At 38.5% G+C, this 16,295-nt stretch carries 19 protein-coding genes; 12 read left to right on the top strand and 7 right to left on the bottom strand.

Going from position 1 to position 16,295, the window contains the following annotated elements:
- Positions 1-10 precede the first annotated feature (10 nt).
- The gene (locus tag ACP2AF_RS14865; RefSeq protein WP_425236935.1) at positions 11-1,240 is read right to left on the bottom strand and encodes an HD domain-containing protein; all 1,230 of its coding nucleotides are present in this window, start codon (positions 1,238-1,240) and stop codon (positions 11-13) included.
- A gap of 129 nt (positions 1,241-1,369) precedes the next feature.
- On the opposite strand from ACP2AF_RS14865, the gene ACP2AF_RS14860 reads away from it, so the two are divergent.
- Both ACP2AF_RS14860 and ACP2AF_RS14855 read left to right on the top strand, forming a co-directional pair.
- Complete coding sequence (locus ACP2AF_RS14860; protein WP_425236934.1) at positions 1,370-2,914, top strand: PglZ domain-containing protein; 1,545 nt, start codon at positions 1,370-1,372, stop codon at positions 2,912-2,914.
- A gap of 391 nt (positions 2,915-3,305) precedes the next feature.
- Positions 3,306-3,698: a hypothetical protein gene (locus ACP2AF_RS14855; protein WP_425236933.1), complete on the top strand. Its 393-nt coding sequence runs from the start codon at positions 3,306-3,308 to the stop codon at positions 3,696-3,698.
- Here ACP2AF_RS14855 and ACP2AF_RS14850 read toward each other — a convergent pair whose 3' ends face one another.
- Positions 3,699-4,568: a hypothetical protein gene (locus ACP2AF_RS14850; RefSeq protein ID WP_425236932.1), complete on the bottom strand. Its 870-nt coding sequence runs from the start codon at positions 4,566-4,568 to the stop codon at positions 3,699-3,701.
- A 425-nt stretch (positions 4,569-4,993) separates the two neighbouring features.
- On the opposite strand from ACP2AF_RS14850, the gene tsaE reads away from it, so the two are divergent.
- The 5 genes from tsaE (at position 4,994) to ACP2AF_RS14825 (ending at position 8,272) form a co-directional block, all read left to right on the top strand.
- Positions 4,994-5,404 carry a tRNA (adenosine(37)-N6)-threonylcarbamoyltransferase complex ATPase subunit type 1 TsaE gene (gene tsaE, locus ACP2AF_RS14845; protein ID WP_425236931.1) on the top strand — a complete coding sequence of 137 codons (411 nt, stop codon included), beginning with the start codon at positions 4,994-4,996 and terminating at the stop codon, positions 5,402-5,404.
- Positions 5,405-5,654: 250 nt separating this feature from the next.
- Positions 5,655-5,804, top strand: a complete 150-nt coding sequence (locus tag ACP2AF_RS14840; protein WP_425236930.1) for a hypothetical protein — start codon at positions 5,655-5,657, stop codon at positions 5,802-5,804.
- 147 nt (positions 5,805-5,951) lie between these two features.
- Positions 5,952-6,593: a hypothetical protein gene (locus ACP2AF_RS14835; protein ID WP_425236929.1), complete on the top strand. Its 642-nt coding sequence runs from the start codon at positions 5,952-5,954 to the stop codon at positions 6,591-6,593.
- A gap of 97 nt (positions 6,594-6,690) precedes the next feature.
- On the top strand, positions 6,691-7,890 hold the full coding sequence (locus ACP2AF_RS14830) for an alanine dehydrogenase (protein WP_425236928.1): 1,200 nt from the start codon (positions 6,691-6,693) through the stop codon (positions 7,888-7,890).
- Between the two features lies 1 nt (position 7,891).
- On the top strand, positions 7,892-8,272 hold the full coding sequence (locus ACP2AF_RS14825; RefSeq protein ID WP_425236927.1) for a DUF4258 domain-containing protein: 381 nt from the start codon (positions 7,892-7,894) through the stop codon (positions 8,270-8,272).
- Positions 8,273-8,280: 8 nt separating this feature from the next.
- Here the strand turns inward: ACP2AF_RS14825 and ACP2AF_RS14820 are convergent, their stop codons facing one another.
- The gene (locus ACP2AF_RS14820) at positions 8,281-9,447 is read right to left on the bottom strand and encodes a proline dehydrogenase family protein (protein ID WP_425236926.1); all 1,167 of its coding nucleotides are present in this window, start codon (positions 9,445-9,447) and stop codon (positions 8,281-8,283) included.
- A 131-nt stretch (positions 9,448-9,578) separates the two neighbouring features.
- Between ACP2AF_RS14820 and aroB the strand changes: the two genes are divergently transcribed.
- Complete coding sequence (gene aroB / locus ACP2AF_RS14815; RefSeq protein ID WP_425238037.1) at positions 9,579-10,640, top strand: 3-dehydroquinate synthase; 1,062 nt, start codon at positions 9,579-9,581, stop codon at positions 10,638-10,640.
- A gap of 106 nt (positions 10,641-10,746) precedes the next feature.
- On the top strand, positions 10,747-11,082 hold the full coding sequence (locus ACP2AF_RS14810; protein WP_425236925.1) for a hypothetical protein: 336 nt from the start codon (positions 10,747-10,749) through the stop codon (positions 11,080-11,082).
- 3 nt (positions 11,083-11,085) lie between these two features.
- Here ACP2AF_RS14810 and ACP2AF_RS14805 read toward each other — a convergent pair whose 3' ends face one another.
- The 3 genes from ACP2AF_RS14805 to ACP2AF_RS14795 all read right to left on the bottom strand — a co-directional run bounded on the left by ACP2AF_RS14805 (position 11,086) and on the right by ACP2AF_RS14795 (position 13,366).
- Positions 11,086-11,601: a DinB family protein gene (locus ACP2AF_RS14805; protein ID WP_425236924.1), complete on the bottom strand. Its 516-nt coding sequence runs from the start codon at positions 11,599-11,601 to the stop codon at positions 11,086-11,088.
- 63 nt (positions 11,602-11,664) lie between these two features.
- Positions 11,665-12,144: an Lrp/AsnC family transcriptional regulator gene (locus ACP2AF_RS14800; protein WP_120711134.1), complete on the bottom strand. Its 480-nt coding sequence runs from the start codon at positions 12,142-12,144 to the stop codon at positions 11,665-11,667.
- 112 nt (positions 12,145-12,256) lie between these two features.
- Entirely contained in the window at positions 12,257-13,366 is a 1,110-nt protein-coding gene (locus ACP2AF_RS14795) for a M14 family metallopeptidase (RefSeq protein ID WP_425236923.1), read from the bottom strand.
- A 267-nt stretch (positions 13,367-13,633) separates the two neighbouring features.
- Between ACP2AF_RS14795 and ACP2AF_RS14790 the strand changes: the two genes are divergently transcribed.
- The 3 genes from ACP2AF_RS14790 to ACP2AF_RS14780 are packed head-to-tail and all read left to right on the top strand — an operon-like array spanning position 13,634 to position 15,219.
- The gene (locus tag ACP2AF_RS14790) at positions 13,634-14,005 is read left to right on the top strand and encodes a helix-turn-helix domain-containing protein (RefSeq protein WP_425238036.1); all 372 of its coding nucleotides are present in this window, start codon (positions 13,634-13,636) and stop codon (positions 14,003-14,005) included.
- Between the two features lie 24 nt (positions 14,006-14,029).
- Positions 14,030-14,407: a DNA topoisomerase IV gene (locus tag ACP2AF_RS14785; protein ID WP_425236922.1), complete on the top strand. Its 378-nt coding sequence runs from the start codon at positions 14,030-14,032 to the stop codon at positions 14,405-14,407.
- 2 nt (positions 14,408-14,409) lie between these two features.
- Positions 14,410-15,219: a TerC family protein gene (locus ACP2AF_RS14780; protein WP_425236921.1), complete on the top strand. Its 810-nt coding sequence runs from the start codon at positions 14,410-14,412 to the stop codon at positions 15,217-15,219.
- A 21-nt stretch (positions 15,220-15,240) separates the two neighbouring features.
- Here the strand turns inward: ACP2AF_RS14780 and ACP2AF_RS14775 are convergent, their stop codons facing one another.
- Complete coding sequence (locus ACP2AF_RS14775; RefSeq protein WP_425236920.1) at positions 15,241-16,197, bottom strand: sterol desaturase family protein; 957 nt, start codon at positions 16,195-16,197, stop codon at positions 15,241-15,243.
- Positions 16,198-16,295: the final 98 nt, after the last annotated feature.

Here is a 16,295-nt window from a genome sequence, read left to right as displayed (position 1 = left end):
AGAAAAATTGTTAAACAGAATATTTGGGGTAACAGATATAATACTTGGTCACCGTTTTTGAAAGGGTCCTAAGGTTAAGGTGATCGGATGCCCTTGCCACATCCTGTAATTTTCCGTTCTTTCTTAAAATGTTGATATTCTGTTGTTGGGCGTCATAGGCCCTATTTTCAATTTCTCCGGAAAAAACAAAATATGCGGTCTCGGTATCGGAAAGTTTATACGCTTCCTTGAAGCGCTTAAAGTGCTTGGTCAATTTTTTTGAATCTATGGGTTTGTTCTTCAACTTAATGGTAAACAACCTTCTATTGATCAACATCCGACATAATCCGGAAAGCACAAAATCTTCATTTCCCTGCCATTGCTTTATGGCCGCTAGAATATCTACATCATCCAAGCTTGAAAAGGTTTCCAAAACATTTGGGTCAAAATTGTTTTTAGTGATTTTATTTTTCAAGAAGAAAAGTAGTGTTGGACTACATTGCAAATTCTTATTTTCCCGTAAAAGTTCCTTGGCTCTTTTAAGGATTCGTATCAATAATTGTTCTGCTACCAAACCTGTCTTATGCAGGTATACCTGCCAATACATAAAACGACGGGCCATTAAAAACTTCTCCACGGAGTAAACTCCCTTCTCCTCTACCACCAAATCATTTCCGGCCACGGTTAGCATGGTAATCAAACGTTCCGCGTTAATATTACCCTCGGCTACTCCGGTGTAAAAACTGTCACGCTTTAAATAATCCATTCTATCCATATCCAATTGACTGGAAACCAATTGGTTCAAAAATTTTTTCGGGTGTTTTCCTCTAAATATTTCCAAGGCAATCGTTAAACTTCCGTTAAACCTTTGATTGAGTTCCTCCATGAATAAAAGCGAAATATGTTCATGTCCAATTCCATTTACAATGCTATGCTCCATAGCATGTGAAAAGGGACCGTGACCTATATCATGTAACAAAATGGCACATAATAATCCAGTTTCCTCTTCCTTTGTAATCTCAACTCCCTTAAAGCGAAGTACTTGAATGGCCTGCTGTGTCAGATGCATACTCCCCAGGGCATGATGAAATCGGGTGTGATGTGCCCCGGGATATACCAAATAAGAAAGGCCCATTTGTGAGATTCTACGCAATCTCTGAAAATAAGGGTCGGCTATAAGATCAAAAATAAGCGTATTAGGGATTCTAATAAATCCGTAAATTGGATCATTGAAGATTTTAAGCTTGTTTGATTTAGGCAAAATAGGTGTATAATTTGATAAGAATCCAAAGTTATACAATTGTGCTGAAACCTAATTCAAAATATAGGTCGATGCACGGAATACTACTTCCAAAATCGGCCAAGCGAAATACAAAACCGAATAGCAGGAATGAGTAAGATAACCATCTTATGGGTCGATGACGAAATTGATTTGTTGAAGCCCCATATCCTTTTCTTGGAAAACAAAAATTATAGCGTAATCACTTGTAAAAGTGGGCAGGAAGCCCTGGAAGAACTAACCCGTTCCCGAGTGGATATCGTGTTTCTGGATGAAAACATGCCCGGGATTTCGGGATTGGATACATTGAATGAAATTAAATCGATGGTATCTTCCCTACCCGTGGTCATGATTACCAAAAGTGAGGAAGAATCCATTATGGAAGAAGCTATAGGTTCCAAAATTGCGGACTACCTTATTAAACCGGTAAACCCCAACCAAATTTTATTATCACTAAAGAAGAACTTGGACCATTCCCGTTTGGTATCCGAGAAAACCACGGCCAACTATCAACAAGAGTTTCGGAAAATATCAATGGATCTGTCCATGGTAAATTCTTGGGAAGAATGGATAGATCTTTACAAAAGACTCATCTATTGGGAGCTTCAGTTAGAGGAAATTGAGGACAGTGGTATGTTCGAGATTTTGGAATCGCAAAAAGTGGAGGCCAACAATCAATTCGGAAAATTTGTGGATAAGCATTATTTGGATTGGTTTGCCTCCTCCAATGGGCCAGTAATGTCCCACACCCTATTCAAAGAATGGGTTCAACCGAGAATCAAGGAATCCCCCACCCTATTGATCGTAATAGACAACCTTAGGTATGATCAGTGGTATGCTTTCGAGGATTCTGTGGCGTCCTTCTATAAAAAGTCCACGGAATCTGCATATTTCAGCATTTTGCCCACAGCCACCCAATATGCGAGAAACGCCATCTTTTCCGGCCTCACCCCATTGGATATGGAGCGGAAATATCCTAACTGGTGGAAAAACGATACTGATGCAGGTGGAAAAAATCTTTTTGAGGACAAGTTTTTGGATGAACAGATCAAGCGACTTGGACTTAATCTAAAATGGGAGTACCATAAAATTAGTAGCTTGAAGCAAGGCAAACAACTCTCTCAAAATTTTAGGTCGCAAAAAGATAATGATCTTACGGTAATCGTCTACAATTTTGTGGACATGCTCTCACATTCCAAAACGGAAATGGAAGTTATTAAGGAATTGGCCTCTAATGATAAGGCTTACCGATCCTTGACGCAAAGTTGGTTCAAGAATTCTCCTTTGTTGGATATTATACAGCAGGCGCAGGCCATGGGGTTGAAATTGATCATTACCACGGATCATGGTACTATTAACGTAAAGCATCCTTCAAAGGTTATCGGGGACAAAGAAACGAGTCTCAATTTAAGGTATAAGACCGGGCGTAGCCTTACCTATGACGGGAAGGACGTATTGGAGTCTCAGAGTCCGGCAAAAATACATCTGCCCAGTATTAATATGAGCAGCTCCTTCATCTTTGCCAAAAATGATCTGTTCTTTGCGTATCCCAATAACTATAACCATTATGTAAGTTATTATCGCAACACCTACCAACATGGCGGGGTTTCCTTGGAAGAAATGATTATCCCTTTTGTGGTTTTAGAACCGAGATAAATTTAGGGCGGATTGGATCTACAAGACCCATTGTTTAGGGTTTCGGTGGAATATTGCCGTACCTTCTACAATTAATGGCCTAAGTATATTCAAGGCTAGTTCCGAATCATAATGTTACTTTTTCCATTAAATCCGATTTCCTGTAAAAGATAATTTACCAGTAGCGGTTTGCTGGGCACACTATCCCTTTCTCTTCTTTTCAAGAATTCTTTGGGAAAGATTGACTTCCTAATTTTTTTTATCATATTTAGAATATAGGTTTTTTTCTATGAAATAGAACTTAAAATCTATTTTATTGTAAATATTTTTATTTTTGCAGAAAAAAACCTATTTTGAAGGCTGTAAGAATATCCTATATTTGTACAAACAGATATAGAACACCTTCTCACTTATGCTTAAGACTATAGATCGTTTAATGCAATTCATCAAATATGCAGGCCTGAGTGCCCGGAAATTTGATATCTCCATCGGGGCTAGCAATGGCTATACGCTTCGAATGAAAAAGAATCATGCCTCCATTGGCAGTGATGTGATTGAAAATATTCTTAAGGTATACCCGCAACTCAATGTGGTATGGCTTATTACCGGGGAAGGCAAAATGCTCAAGGATAGGGAAGAGCTTATGGCCAATATGGACAATTTGTCCCTGGAGAAACAACAGGAAATCGAACAACTCATCGAACATAAGATCAGATTGCGCCAGGAAGAAGAGCTAAAGCGACTTCTAAAAGAGATTACGGAAGAAATTGAGCAGACCCAAAAAAAGATGGGCGATAAGGATTAATTACATCCTGTTTTTCAATGCATATTCCTTCAACAATTCTTCACGCAGATCCATAAGCAAATCAATACGTTGCTTTTCTTGTATTCCCTCTGTATTTTCTTTTAGGTCTTTGAACTCCGCTTCTTTTTCCGAAAACATTTCGTTATGAGATCCTATTTTGGATAGCATGTCCTCTATTTCGTGGGTAATGGTATCATACAGTTCCAAAATTTTTGTCTTCCGTCTTACCATATGGGCTATCCACGTGAGAAAGCAAACAACCCCAATTATTAAAGGTAATGCCTGAAAAAAGGAAATTTCATCTGTAATTTTTTGAGGCGCAATACCCTCCAACAACTGATAGAACATTAAAACTATTGGGGAAAGAATTGCGTAACGCCACCAGTTTTTGGAAGTAAAGAACCATATGACCATTGGAAGTAATGAACCCAACTTAAGGCATACAAACCAATAAAATGTGTTTACATCTACAAAACCCTGGTTATCTAGTGTAAACCATAAAACCTTATATTCCTCAACGTTTTCTGGAATAAATTTATAGGATTGAATCAGAAAAGGAGTGAAAACCAACAATGACGCGATTAGAAAATCCCATTTGCCTTTTGGCCTTGGACCACTACTTTGTGAGGTTGGATGATCCAGGGAATTCTTTATAAAGGTTCTTATGACCATTAATTTCCTGAGGTACTCATTTTTTGGTAAAACCCGCTTGGCCTTTGTTAATGACCGGGCCTCTTTATCAATAGCCTTGTGAAGTCTAGAATACTTTTGGGTAAACCCATTTTGCTTTGACCCGAATATCTTTGAAATAGTATTACTATTTCTAGTAGATTTTTGCCGAAAAAATACCAACAGACCAATAATGGCCATATTAATAAGAATTGAAAAAAACACTAGATTGTTTTCTATTACTTCATTGAAAATAAAAACCTCTGTAGCCAGAGAATCTGTCCAATAAATTAGTGGTGCAAAAATGAAATAGCGCCACCAATAGGGATTGGTCAAAAACCATACAACACATAACAAAAATGGGATAAGTCTAGTAAGTAAGGACCAAAGAAATATTGCATTATTTGCTAGATCATGATGATATTCAAAACCAAAAAAATGAATAGATTGAGCATTATCATCAAAGTAAAGATGTATGTATATTGAAAAGGGAACCAAAACTATTAACATTGCCAGTAAGACTTCCAATATGTACTTTCGTTGCCAAAACGACCCCATCTTTTGTATCTTTATCCAATTGCCTAAACTACGAATTACTTCGGAATTGTCCGTGTTTTATCTTAAAAATGCAGAAGATAATCTATTCACAAAATCAAATTGACCAGATAGCACAACAAATTCTTCATAAAGTCCAATCCAAAATACTTTGTTTTTATGGGGAAATGGGAGCGGGGAAAACAACCCTAATCAAAGCTTTGGTCAAAGAATTAGGTGGTGAGGGATCCGCCTTTAGTCCTACTTTTGGTATCGTAAACGAATATTATTTGAAAACCGGGGAGGTTTTGGGGTATCATTTTGATTTTTACCGGTTGGAGGAAGAAACCGAAGCTTTGGATTTGGGCTTGGAGGACTATTTGAGCCAGGATGTATGGATTTTTATGGAATGGCCGGAAAAAATTAATTCCTTTCTCCCGGAGAATGTATCAAAAATTACTATTGAAGTTATTGATCAGCACACTCGAAAACTTTTTTTTTAACACTTATGACAGATGTTTTCGGGTACTAGGCAAGCTTTAAAATATGCGGATATGTTAACGAAATCTTGAGCTTATCGCTTAAACTAAAGTTTTATTGCATTTTTTCGATGAAATGCATAATTTTCGATAAAATAGATGATTTTATCGGTGAAATACTCAATTTTAACATTTTACGCCGATTTGTTACCCCTATTTTTCCTACATTTGCATTAGAGCATTTGTCCAATTTCTAACTAAAAACCTCGGGACCATGAAAATGAAAAGAATTGTATTTGGCTTATTGGCTGTTGTGGCTTTGTTGGCTTTTTCTGCAGAAGCATATAGTAATGCGGATGGAGATCAAACACAAGAGCAAGGGATTCATAAGGACAAAGTAAAATCTAAACCTGGCAAAAGGTAGAACATTTTCTCACAGAAAGAATTAGAGGGCAATTTCAAATTGCCCTTTTTTCATATACTTTTTTTAGGTTTTCGTCGTTTGCAAACTATAGTTTAGTATCTATTTTCAATGACGGACAAAATAAAAAAGAGTAGAATCAAGAAAAAAATGATACTTGATTCTTTGGCAGTTTTTTTTATAGCCATTACGCCATTCCTATACAAAGTGTATGACTATTTACCTGTGGATCCAGAGGCTACCATTTCTTTTTTGGGAATCACAATAGATAGCCATGGCTTTGCTGATGTTTCAACATATGTATGGTTTCTCAGTGTTAAAATTATTCCTTTCATACTTTTGTTAATATGGTTTTTTACATCAAGGGATTGGTGGTATCATATCCTTCTTATACCCATTGCAATGTTTGCATTTCAGTTGTTCGAAGCTTTTTTCTCCGGTGACGACTATGTTGACACTGAAAACATTTGGTGGCTCTTACCTGTTTGTATGGTAGTTGTACCATTTGTCTATTTCATTAGAATTAAGTTGTATGACAAATATGTTCACGGGATAGACCTGGAAGCTATGGAAGCGGAATTGCAGACCTATCGCGAAAAAGGTGTGGTTCCGGAGAAAGAACCAGAGGTCCTGGAAAGAAATTCTGAGGTTTCCGAAAAAGAAGACCTAGTGGAGTTGGAAAATGAAACTTTTTCAGAACAAATAGACCGCGTACTATCTACACGAAACTTGGAATCGCACTTCAGGCAATTACAGGACAACCTTAAAAATTGGCTTCACTTAAAATTATAGTGCGTTCCGCACCTAACAGGGTTTATCTGAATTTCAGTAAATTATTGTAATTTTACCTTCAATTTCAATCCAAAAAGACTTGGGTGGAAGTCATTATATGAATCAACCAACCTCTCCCTTTAGTAAACAGCAATTGCTTCCCCAGGAAGAAAAATTAGAGGTCCTAAAGCAAAAAGGCGAGTTGTTTATAGGGATACCCAAGGAGAACCAATATCAAGAAAAAAGGATTTGCCTAACCCCGGATGCGGTAAATGCCATTACTGCGCATGGCCATCGTGTTCTTATAGAATCCGGTGCCGGAGAGGGAGCCCATTTTTCCGACGTGGATTATACCAATGCCGGAGCGGAAATTACCCGGGATACCAAAAAAATATTCTCCTGTCCCCTACTCTTAAAGGTAGAACCTCCCAGCCTTTCGGAAATTGCTTTACTAAACCCGCAGTCCACCGTAATTTCGGCACTACAGATCAAAACGCAATCCAAGAGCTATTTTGAGGAAATGGCAAAAAAGCGGATTACCGCCATTGCCTTTGAATATATACGGGACGAGGACGGGAAACATCCGGCCGTACGTTCGCTCAGTGAAATTGCAGGGATTTCGTCGGTGCTGATCGCTTCGGAAATTATGGCGGCCACCAATAAGGGAAATGGCCTCATGTTCGGGAACATTAGCGGGGTGCCCCCGGTAGAAGTTGTCATAATAGGTGCCGGAACGGTCGGTGAATTTGCCTCACGATCAGCCTTGGGCTTAGGGGCCAACGTAAAAGTATTTGATAATTCCATTACCAAATTGCGCAACATACAAACCAACCTAAAACAAACGGTTTACACCTCTACCATTCAGCCCAAAAATTTGTTGAAAGCCCTAAAACGATGTGATGTTGCCATAGGCGCCACACGGGGAAAAGATCGCTCCCCAGTAGTCGTAACCAATACCATGGTTGAACATATGAAGAAGGGTGCAGTAATTATTGATGTTAGTATTGATATGGGTGGATGTTTTGAAACCAGTGAAATTACCACTCATAACAAACCGACCATTGAAAAGTATGGTGTTATACATTACGGTGTTCCCAATATACCTTCCCGTTATCCAAAAACAGCCTCCATTTCTATCAGTAATATTTTTACGCCCTATCTTTTAAAACTAGGTGAAGATGGCGGATTGGAGAATTCACTAAGATTTGATAAGGGGTTGCGCAACGGCCTCTATCTGTATCATGGGATACTAACCAATAAATCCGTTGGGGAATGGTTTGATCTTCAATATAGCGATATCAATTTTCTTATTTTTTAATATGCCCTTTTTAAAGCGTTTGGGATACTATTTGTTGGGTCTATCCGTGGGATTGGTTTTTTTGACCTTTTTCCTAAAGAAAAAGACCGATGGCACGGGAGCCGAGTTTTGTTACTTCCCAAATTGCAGGACCTTAAAGGATATTAGATCTAAATCTATTTCCTATTCCGATGCGATAAATGAACTGCTGATTTCCCAAGCATTGGATTCCACGGACATTGCTTATTTTTTGAATGAGGGGGATGTTGATTTTGCAAAAAGCGATACAAAATCCAAGCCTTGTAAGGTTTACTTTATTGAAGGAATGGCAAAAGGAAAAATTGCCGTACTGCAGGTACGTAACTGCACCAACAAAGCTATTCTGGAAAACGTCTTGTTTTAAGACACCCTTTAGATCTTTCTACGCTTCCGTTCTTTCTTCAACAATGCCAATTCCCTATTGGTCTGTCCTATTACCGAGGTATTTTCTTCCGCCCTACGTATTAAATAGGGCATTACATCCCTTACAGGGCCAAATGGCAAATACTTGGCCACATTATAATCGTTATTGCCTAAATTAAAAGTAATATGGTCACTCATCCCGAACAACTGCCCGAACCAAATTCGGGTATCGGAATTAGAGATCTCCTTCTTTTGTATCAATTCCAATAGTTTATAATTACTTTCTTCATTATGGGTGCCGGCAAATATGGAAATAGTATCTAAATGTTCCATCATATAATTGACCGCAGTATCAAAATTTAAATCGGTTTCTTTTTTTGAAGCACAAATGGGACTGGGGTACCCCAGATTTTCGGCACGTTCATGCTCTTTTTCCATATAAGCCCCGCGTACTACCTTTATACCAATCTTGAAGTTATCTTTTTCAGCCCTTTTTTGAAGTCTTTTTAGATAGTCCATCCGGTCCCAGCGATACATCTGTAACGTATTGAAAATAAAAGGTTTTTCCTTGTTGAATTTTTGCATCATGTCTTCGGCGAGACTATCCGCCGCATCTTGCATCCAACTTTCCTCGGCATCTATTAAAAGGGAAACTTCAAGGTCATGGGCTTTTTTGCAAACGGTCTCATACCTACCTACTACCCTCTCCCATTCTGCTTTTTCAGTTTTGGTAAGGGGTTTTCCCTCACTCATCTTTTGAAAAAGTGCAAAACGTCCAAACCCTGTTGGTTTAAAAACAGCAAAAGGAATAGCGTCCTTTTCCTTTACAAAATCCAAGACTTTCAAAACCTTCGCCAAAGCATTATCTAGGGGGTCTTCCTCATCTTTGCCTTCAACGGAGTAATCCAAAACGGAACAGACGCCCTTTTCCCACATTTTATCCACTATGGGCATACAATCCTCTTCACTGACGCCTCCACAAAAATGGTCAAAGACCGTGGCACGAATCAATCCTTCCACAGGCAAGTGGGCCTTTATCGCAAAGTTGGTGACCGCTGTCCCCATTTTTACCAGTGGTTCATTGGCGATCAGCTTAAAAAGGAAATAGGCCCGCTCCAGTTCCGAGTCTGTCTTGAGGGCAAAGGCCGTTGCAGTATTCTCAAAAATTCGATCCATTTTCATAGATTTCAAACGGAATCAAATATAAAGACAGAAATTGTATTCCATTGATAAAAAATAACCTTTATTTTGTATCCCTTAAAGCATAAAAAATTTTCGTTCACACGAAAACTACTATTGAATTTTTGATGGAATCCATTATTACCTCTTCATATTCCGTGCACTTTAACCAGAAGGCCTATGATGCGCTTGATAAACACTTATCCGGCGAGAAGTATTCCAAAATTTTTATCCTTGTAGACGAGAATACGCGAAAGCATTGTCTAACTCCATTTCGTAATGGGCTTCGAACAGAATTTTCGTTTGAGGTCTTGGAAATAGAGTCAGGGGAAGAAAATAAGAACATCGAGACCTGTGTGAAGGTCTGGAACGCATTGTCCGAACTCGATGGAGACAGAAAAAGCTTGCTCATAAATTTAGGTGGCGGCGTACTTTGTGATTTGGGTGGATTTGTAGCTTCTACTTTTAAAAGAGGTATTGATTTTATAAATGTACCCACTACATTGCTATCTATGGTAGATGCTTCCGTTGGTGGAAAGACAGGCGTGGATTTGGGATCCCTTAAAAACCAGATTGGGGTAATCAATCAGCCCAGAAAGGTTTTAATACTATCCGATTTTTTAAAAACCTTGGAAGAAAGGCAATTGCAAAGTGGCTTTGCCGAAATGCTAAAGCATGGACTCATTCAGGATGCTTCATATTGGGATATCTTAAAATCCGTTTCTGATTTTAAAGCAATGGATACGTTGATCCATACTTCGGTAATCATCAAAAACAATGTGGTCCTCCAAGATCCCACTGAGCAGAACATACGAAAAATATTGAATTTTGGCCATACTCTTGGTCATGCTATTGAATCGTATTTTCTGGAAAGTGAAGCACATGAAACCCTTTTACATGGTGAGTCCATTGCCATTGGAATGATACTGGAAGCCTATCTTTCATTTAAAATTACCGGACTCCCTAAAAATCAACTGGAGGATATAAAGACCGTTTTTCTTTCCAAGTACCCTAAACCGGAATTTCAGAAGACGGATATAGAAAGTATCTTGACCTTGTTAAAATTTGATAAGAAAAACGCTTATGGGACTATTAATTTTGTGCTGTTACAGCATATTGGTGAACCGGTGGTAGATGTTAAAATTCCGGACGACCTTTTCCATTCCGCTTTCTCATACTTCAAAGAATAAGTCATACATATACTAAAAATAGGGTTTGACAACTCTTTGCATTTTCCAATAAAAAAAATATATAGTTTAGGCTCAGTTTAATACCCAAATTTAATCTGACCTAGTTATGATACGAAAATTGGTTGATTACAAAAAATTGGATCACGCTTTGGCCGCGTTGCTCATTGAAACCTATCCGGATGGTTATGGGGACGATGATATCATTACCTTTAAAAATGCCCATGGGGAAATTGTAGAGGCTGTTGAGCTAAGAACCCAGGACATTCTGTATTTGGTAAAAATCAGCAAATCACTTTCCAATTTTATTTCCAACTTTGAAGATACTATAGAAAAGGAATTGGATTCAAAATCGGAGCCCGTTTTAGAGGAAGTCGACGCTCAAGAAATGGAGACGGAAATGAACTCTGACAGTGAACCGGACGACGACGGAGATTTTGATTGATTCCTATAAGTAACGTTCCCTTAGGATGTTGCGGTGGTGTTTTTGATGTCCGCATATTACAAATCCCAAAGCTGCAACGCTCCAGGACATGTCGCTTGCAGTACCGCTAGCCGTAAGCCTTTGCCTGTCCAAACTAGTAAAAAGAGCTATTGATGCACGTCTTACAGCTCGATACTCTTCGATAAGACTTTCCTTAGATCTTCTATTCGCTCCCGATAATTCAACGTATTCATCCTGATCAAAACCTGGCAATGCCGTCCTGTCCCCGCGTGCAAAGCGCAAGGCCCTATATTGAAAAACACGTTCGGCATCTATTACATGCAATAGAACTTCGGCAACGGTCCATTTTTGTTCTTCATAGGCATACTGCCATTTGCTATCTGGAATACTATTGATGAATTGGGGAAAGTTCTCTAACTGTTTTTGCAGAAAATCCGTTAGTTCCACCTCACCTAGTACATCTATATAGGTTTTATAGAATACATTACCGTCCGGCAATTGTATTTCTGATGTTTTCATGTATTCTGGACTTATTTGTTAAAAGTGCAGGAAAACTGATTAAAGTAGAAAACTCTTTATGCCTTAGAGTTCGTTAAATATAGTATGCATTAACCGTTTTTTGTCATTGAAGCTTTCCTCTAAGGAAATCATGGTCTCGGTTCTACTTATGCCATCAATATCATCTATTCTAAATATAATGTTCTTGGCATGCGTAGTATCCTTTGCCCGGATTTTGCAAAAAATGTTGAACTTACCCGTTGTGATATGGGCAATAGTAACATTGGGTATTTGTTCCAAACGTTCGATTACAAATTTGGTCTGATGCGTTTTTTCCAGAAATATTCCTACATAAGCGATGAAGGCGTAACCCAATTGTACATAGTCCAGAGTAAGCGAAGACCCTTTAATAATACCAGCCTCTTCCATTTTTTTGACCCTAACATGGACCGTTCCGGCGGAAATCAAAAGTTTTTTGGCGATATCTGTAAATGGTGTTCTGGTGTTGTCAATCAACATATCCAAAATCTGGTGATCTATTTCATCCAATTTTACTTTACCCATCTCTATAAATTTTACGGCTAAAATAAAAAATTAAGAAATTAAACGCAGTAAAACTTGCGTTTTTTTAACGAAAACGTAATAAATGTATATTTTTTGACAAATTAATACAAAACTAGTCTGCAATGTCTTCCCAAAAAGGCTGTTGTTTTAAAAGTTTTAAATCATTGCCATTTAAACAGTTGTAGGATTGGTGCCCAAAATAACCTTCCAACTCGCCAACCATTTCAATTTTCGGAACAAAGTGTATTTTTTCATCTTTCAACACCTCTGTATACAAAATTCCAAGGCTATCTTTTCCATTAAACGAGGTGTTTATTGCGCTAGCGTTCCGAATCAATATGTCAAAAAACAGTTTGTTGTTTTCTGGTATATTAAAATAATCCGTTTCAGTAAAGCACTCGTACCCATCCTCGGAGATATTCCTCAAGGCCAAAATCAGGGCATAAAAAATATACTTTCTGGTCTGTTCGCGCTCATAGTCATCGACAAAATGTCCTGCTTCGAATAACACTGTAGGGGTACCCAGCGCTTGAAAGGTATCTCCAACGCATTTGGCGTTGTAGGTATCGTCATACCTTCCTATCTGTCCCGGAATACAGGAATTTAATCCGTGATCAATAGCCCCAATGAGCTTCATACTTTTTCTTCGGGATTCGGTTATAGTTCTTTGCTCGTCGCCGGCCGGTGCCAGAAAAGAGGCCGTAGCGGGTTTTGGGGTATGGCCTACATTAAAAATTGTACGCTGATCGTGTAGATTCAGGCAAAAATGGGGTTGAAAACCCTCATAAGCCGTTCGCAATAATTTGCTCTCAGGTTGGGTAAGCTTTTTGGCATCCCTATTAAGGTCAACTTTATTGGCATTGACTCGGGTATAGACCTCAGCACCATCAGGATTTAACATGGGTATTATACGTAGAGTACATTTTTGAAGAATAGCTAAGGAATCTCCCATTTCGGAGTTCAAAAAATTCATAAGATCCAAAACCGCCTTGGTTGTCGTAGACTCGTTACCGTGCATTTGGGACCACATTAATATTCGTTGCTTTCCCGAGCCCACGGTAATACTTTCAATGGAACGGTTTTCAACGGACAATCCGATGGTCTCAACTGAAAATGGTTCGCGTAATGTATTCACATACTTTGCCAGTTGACGGTGGGACACATAGCGACCGAGGATACTTTTTTCCTTAATGTTCGAGTAATCTAAATCTTGAAAGGGCATTGGGCATACAGCTATGATACAAAAGTAATAGCATTAGCAATTACAATTGTATCTATATAAGTTACTTATGTATACATTTTGTATATATCTATTTGTACATTTGTATACAACTTTGGGGCGTTAATTATGAAATTTAACTAAGCATTTGTATATCAGTATTTTAAGCTATTTTATTTAAATACAAATAATTAGTTTTTTAAACGCAAGTGGTTGATTCTACTTCCATTAAGTTATAGTAAGCGTTACATTGAGAGAAGATTAGTTACAATGGTAAATCAGGAAGATTTTACAAAACGATTGCGGAAGTTGTTGCGTTACTATGATCTTTCCGCTTCCGCATTTGCGGACAGGATTGGTGTGCAGCGATCTAGTATTTCACATTTGCTCACGGGTCGCAACAAGCCAAGTTTGGATTTTATACTTAAGGTCAATGACACCTTCCCCGAAGTAGATTTATATTGGTTTTTAAAAGGGAAGGGGACATTTCCCAAAACATCGGACACAGATCTGCCTATGACCCCTACCCCATCGCTTCTTAAAAAAGCTCAAAGTCCAAATATAGGTGAGCGACATAAATCGGTCGACAAAATTATTATTCTTCATTCCGACGGAAGTTTCAAGATCTATGGTGGTGACTAGCCATTAATTTGTTTATTTTGTGTCATGTTCAAAAAACTAATCCCTACCTTATATGTAATTTTTATAATCGCATCCTGCTATGGGCCACAAAGGGATTGCGCCCGATTTAAGCAAGGGAGCTTCTCCTTTACAACTCAAATTGATGGAGAGGAAGTTATGACCACTTTTCACCGTAATGATACTATTGAAATTGATTATTTTGAGGGAAAGGCGGATACCTCGTCCGTTCGTTGGATAAACGATTGTGAATACATCGTAAAGAAAATAAACCCCAAGAACAAATCTGAGGAGAAGTCCGTGCACATGAAGATATTGTCAACTACCGATAGTTCCTATACGTTTGAGTACAATATAGTTGGCCAAAGCCAAAAATCTAGAGGAACCGCTATAAAAACCAACTGAATATGTTTGAATTTTTTGCAAGCCCCGATGCGTGGGTCGCTTTGTTGACCTTGACCTTTTTGGAAATCGTACTTGGAATAGATAATATAGTTTTCATTTCCATAGTAGCCAATAAATTGCCCCAAAACCAACGGAAGAGGGCCACCAATATAGGATTGCTTTTGGCCATGGTGCAGCGCATAATCCTACTGTTCGCCGTCTCTTTTTTGATAGGCTTAAAAAACCCTTTCTACTATATTGACTCCCCTTGGCTCACTACTGGGATAAGTGGCCAAGCTTTAATTTTATTTTTTGGGGGACTGTTCCTCCTTTACAAAAGCACCTCGGAAATTCATGAAAAAGTTGAGCTGCCCTCCCACGATAAGGATGAATTGGATGCAAAGAAAATTACAAGCTTTTCAAACGCGATAGTTCAAATAGTGCTCATTGATTTTATATTTTCCATAGATTCTATTCTTACGGCAGTTGGTATGACCAATGGAATAGGCGATAGTCCCATGGATGCCTTAATAGTCATGATCATTGCCGTTGTCATTTCTATCATAATAATGATGGTGTTTGCCAATCCCATACGGGTCTTTATCAACAAGCATCCTTCCATGCAGCTATTGGCACTCTCTTTTTTGATTCTTATCGGTTTTATGTTAATTGCGGAAGCGGCACATCTAAGCCATACCAAAATTTTTGATCAGGAAATCGGCGCCATTCCAAAAGGCTACCTATACTTTGCTATCGCTTTTTCATTGCTGATAGAATTTTTGAATATGAAATTGCGAAAAAAAGAAGACGCTTTGGAAAGCAGAAGCGAATGATTCAACTTCCAGAGTATCGGACTAATTAGGCCGGCTATAGGCCAATTTGGGATTTATCTTTTTCTGTTCCTCAAAAAGACGTTGTTGTTGTTTCACCGTTAAGGTACTCCCATCATGGCTCCAGCCCGGAGGTCCAAAAATATACATTAACTTATGGGAAAGCTTTTTTGATTTTTTAAGGTCATTCCAGATATCTTTATACTCATGGGTAAGGATGACCATTGGATTGTAGGATTCAGGTGAATGGATTACCCCATATTTTACATCGATATCATCATCCAGTTCTTTCCAGGTTCCAAATAGCTTGTCAAATATATTAAGGAATCCACCATGATTCTTATCCAAATATTCAACATTCTGTGCGTGGTGTACCTGATGCATGGTATGTGTATTGAAAATCTTCTCTATCCAACCCATTTTTGGAACATATACGGAATGTAGCTGAAATTGCCATAGGGCCTCTATCCCCAAACATACCATTACCATTTCCGGAGGGAACCCAATAGCCGGCATCCACATATAGAACAAAGGTTTATAAACTATTGTGAACCAACCATTTCTAACCGCCGTTCCCAGATTAAAATTATCTGAAGAGTGATGCACGATATGGGCGGCCCAAAGCACCCTAACTTCGTGGTTGGCCCTATGAAACCAATAATACGTGAAATCATCCGCCAATTGACAGAGTAACCAAACATACCAAGCATAACCAAAGGAAGCATACCCCATGATATTGGTACGAACTCCATTTATTTCCGGATTAAAAAGTTCATAGGTATATTCAAACAATACAATAGCGAATATCACCTTGAACAAAGGACCCAAGATTGCCGATCCAACACCCATAAAACCGCTTGCGAACAAATCTTTCCAATTGTAAAGGTCATCATCCCCGTGGGTTTTGCTATAGGTTAACTCCAATAAGATAAAAGCTATAAAACAAGGTACACCATATACCAAGGGGTTGGTAAAATCCATCTAACAATCAGTTTGGGCTAAATATAAGGCTATTAGTTTCAAAAAAGCAAAATGTTCGTCTTTTATAGGGTTCTAGGCGATAATTTCCTACTTTCCTT

It is taken from the genome of Ulvibacterium sp., assembly GCF_965248315.1.
GTDB lineage: Bacteria > Bacteroidota > Bacteroidia > Flavobacteriales > Flavobacteriaceae > Ulvibacterium.
This window is presented reverse-complemented; position numbering and strand designations above follow the sequence as displayed.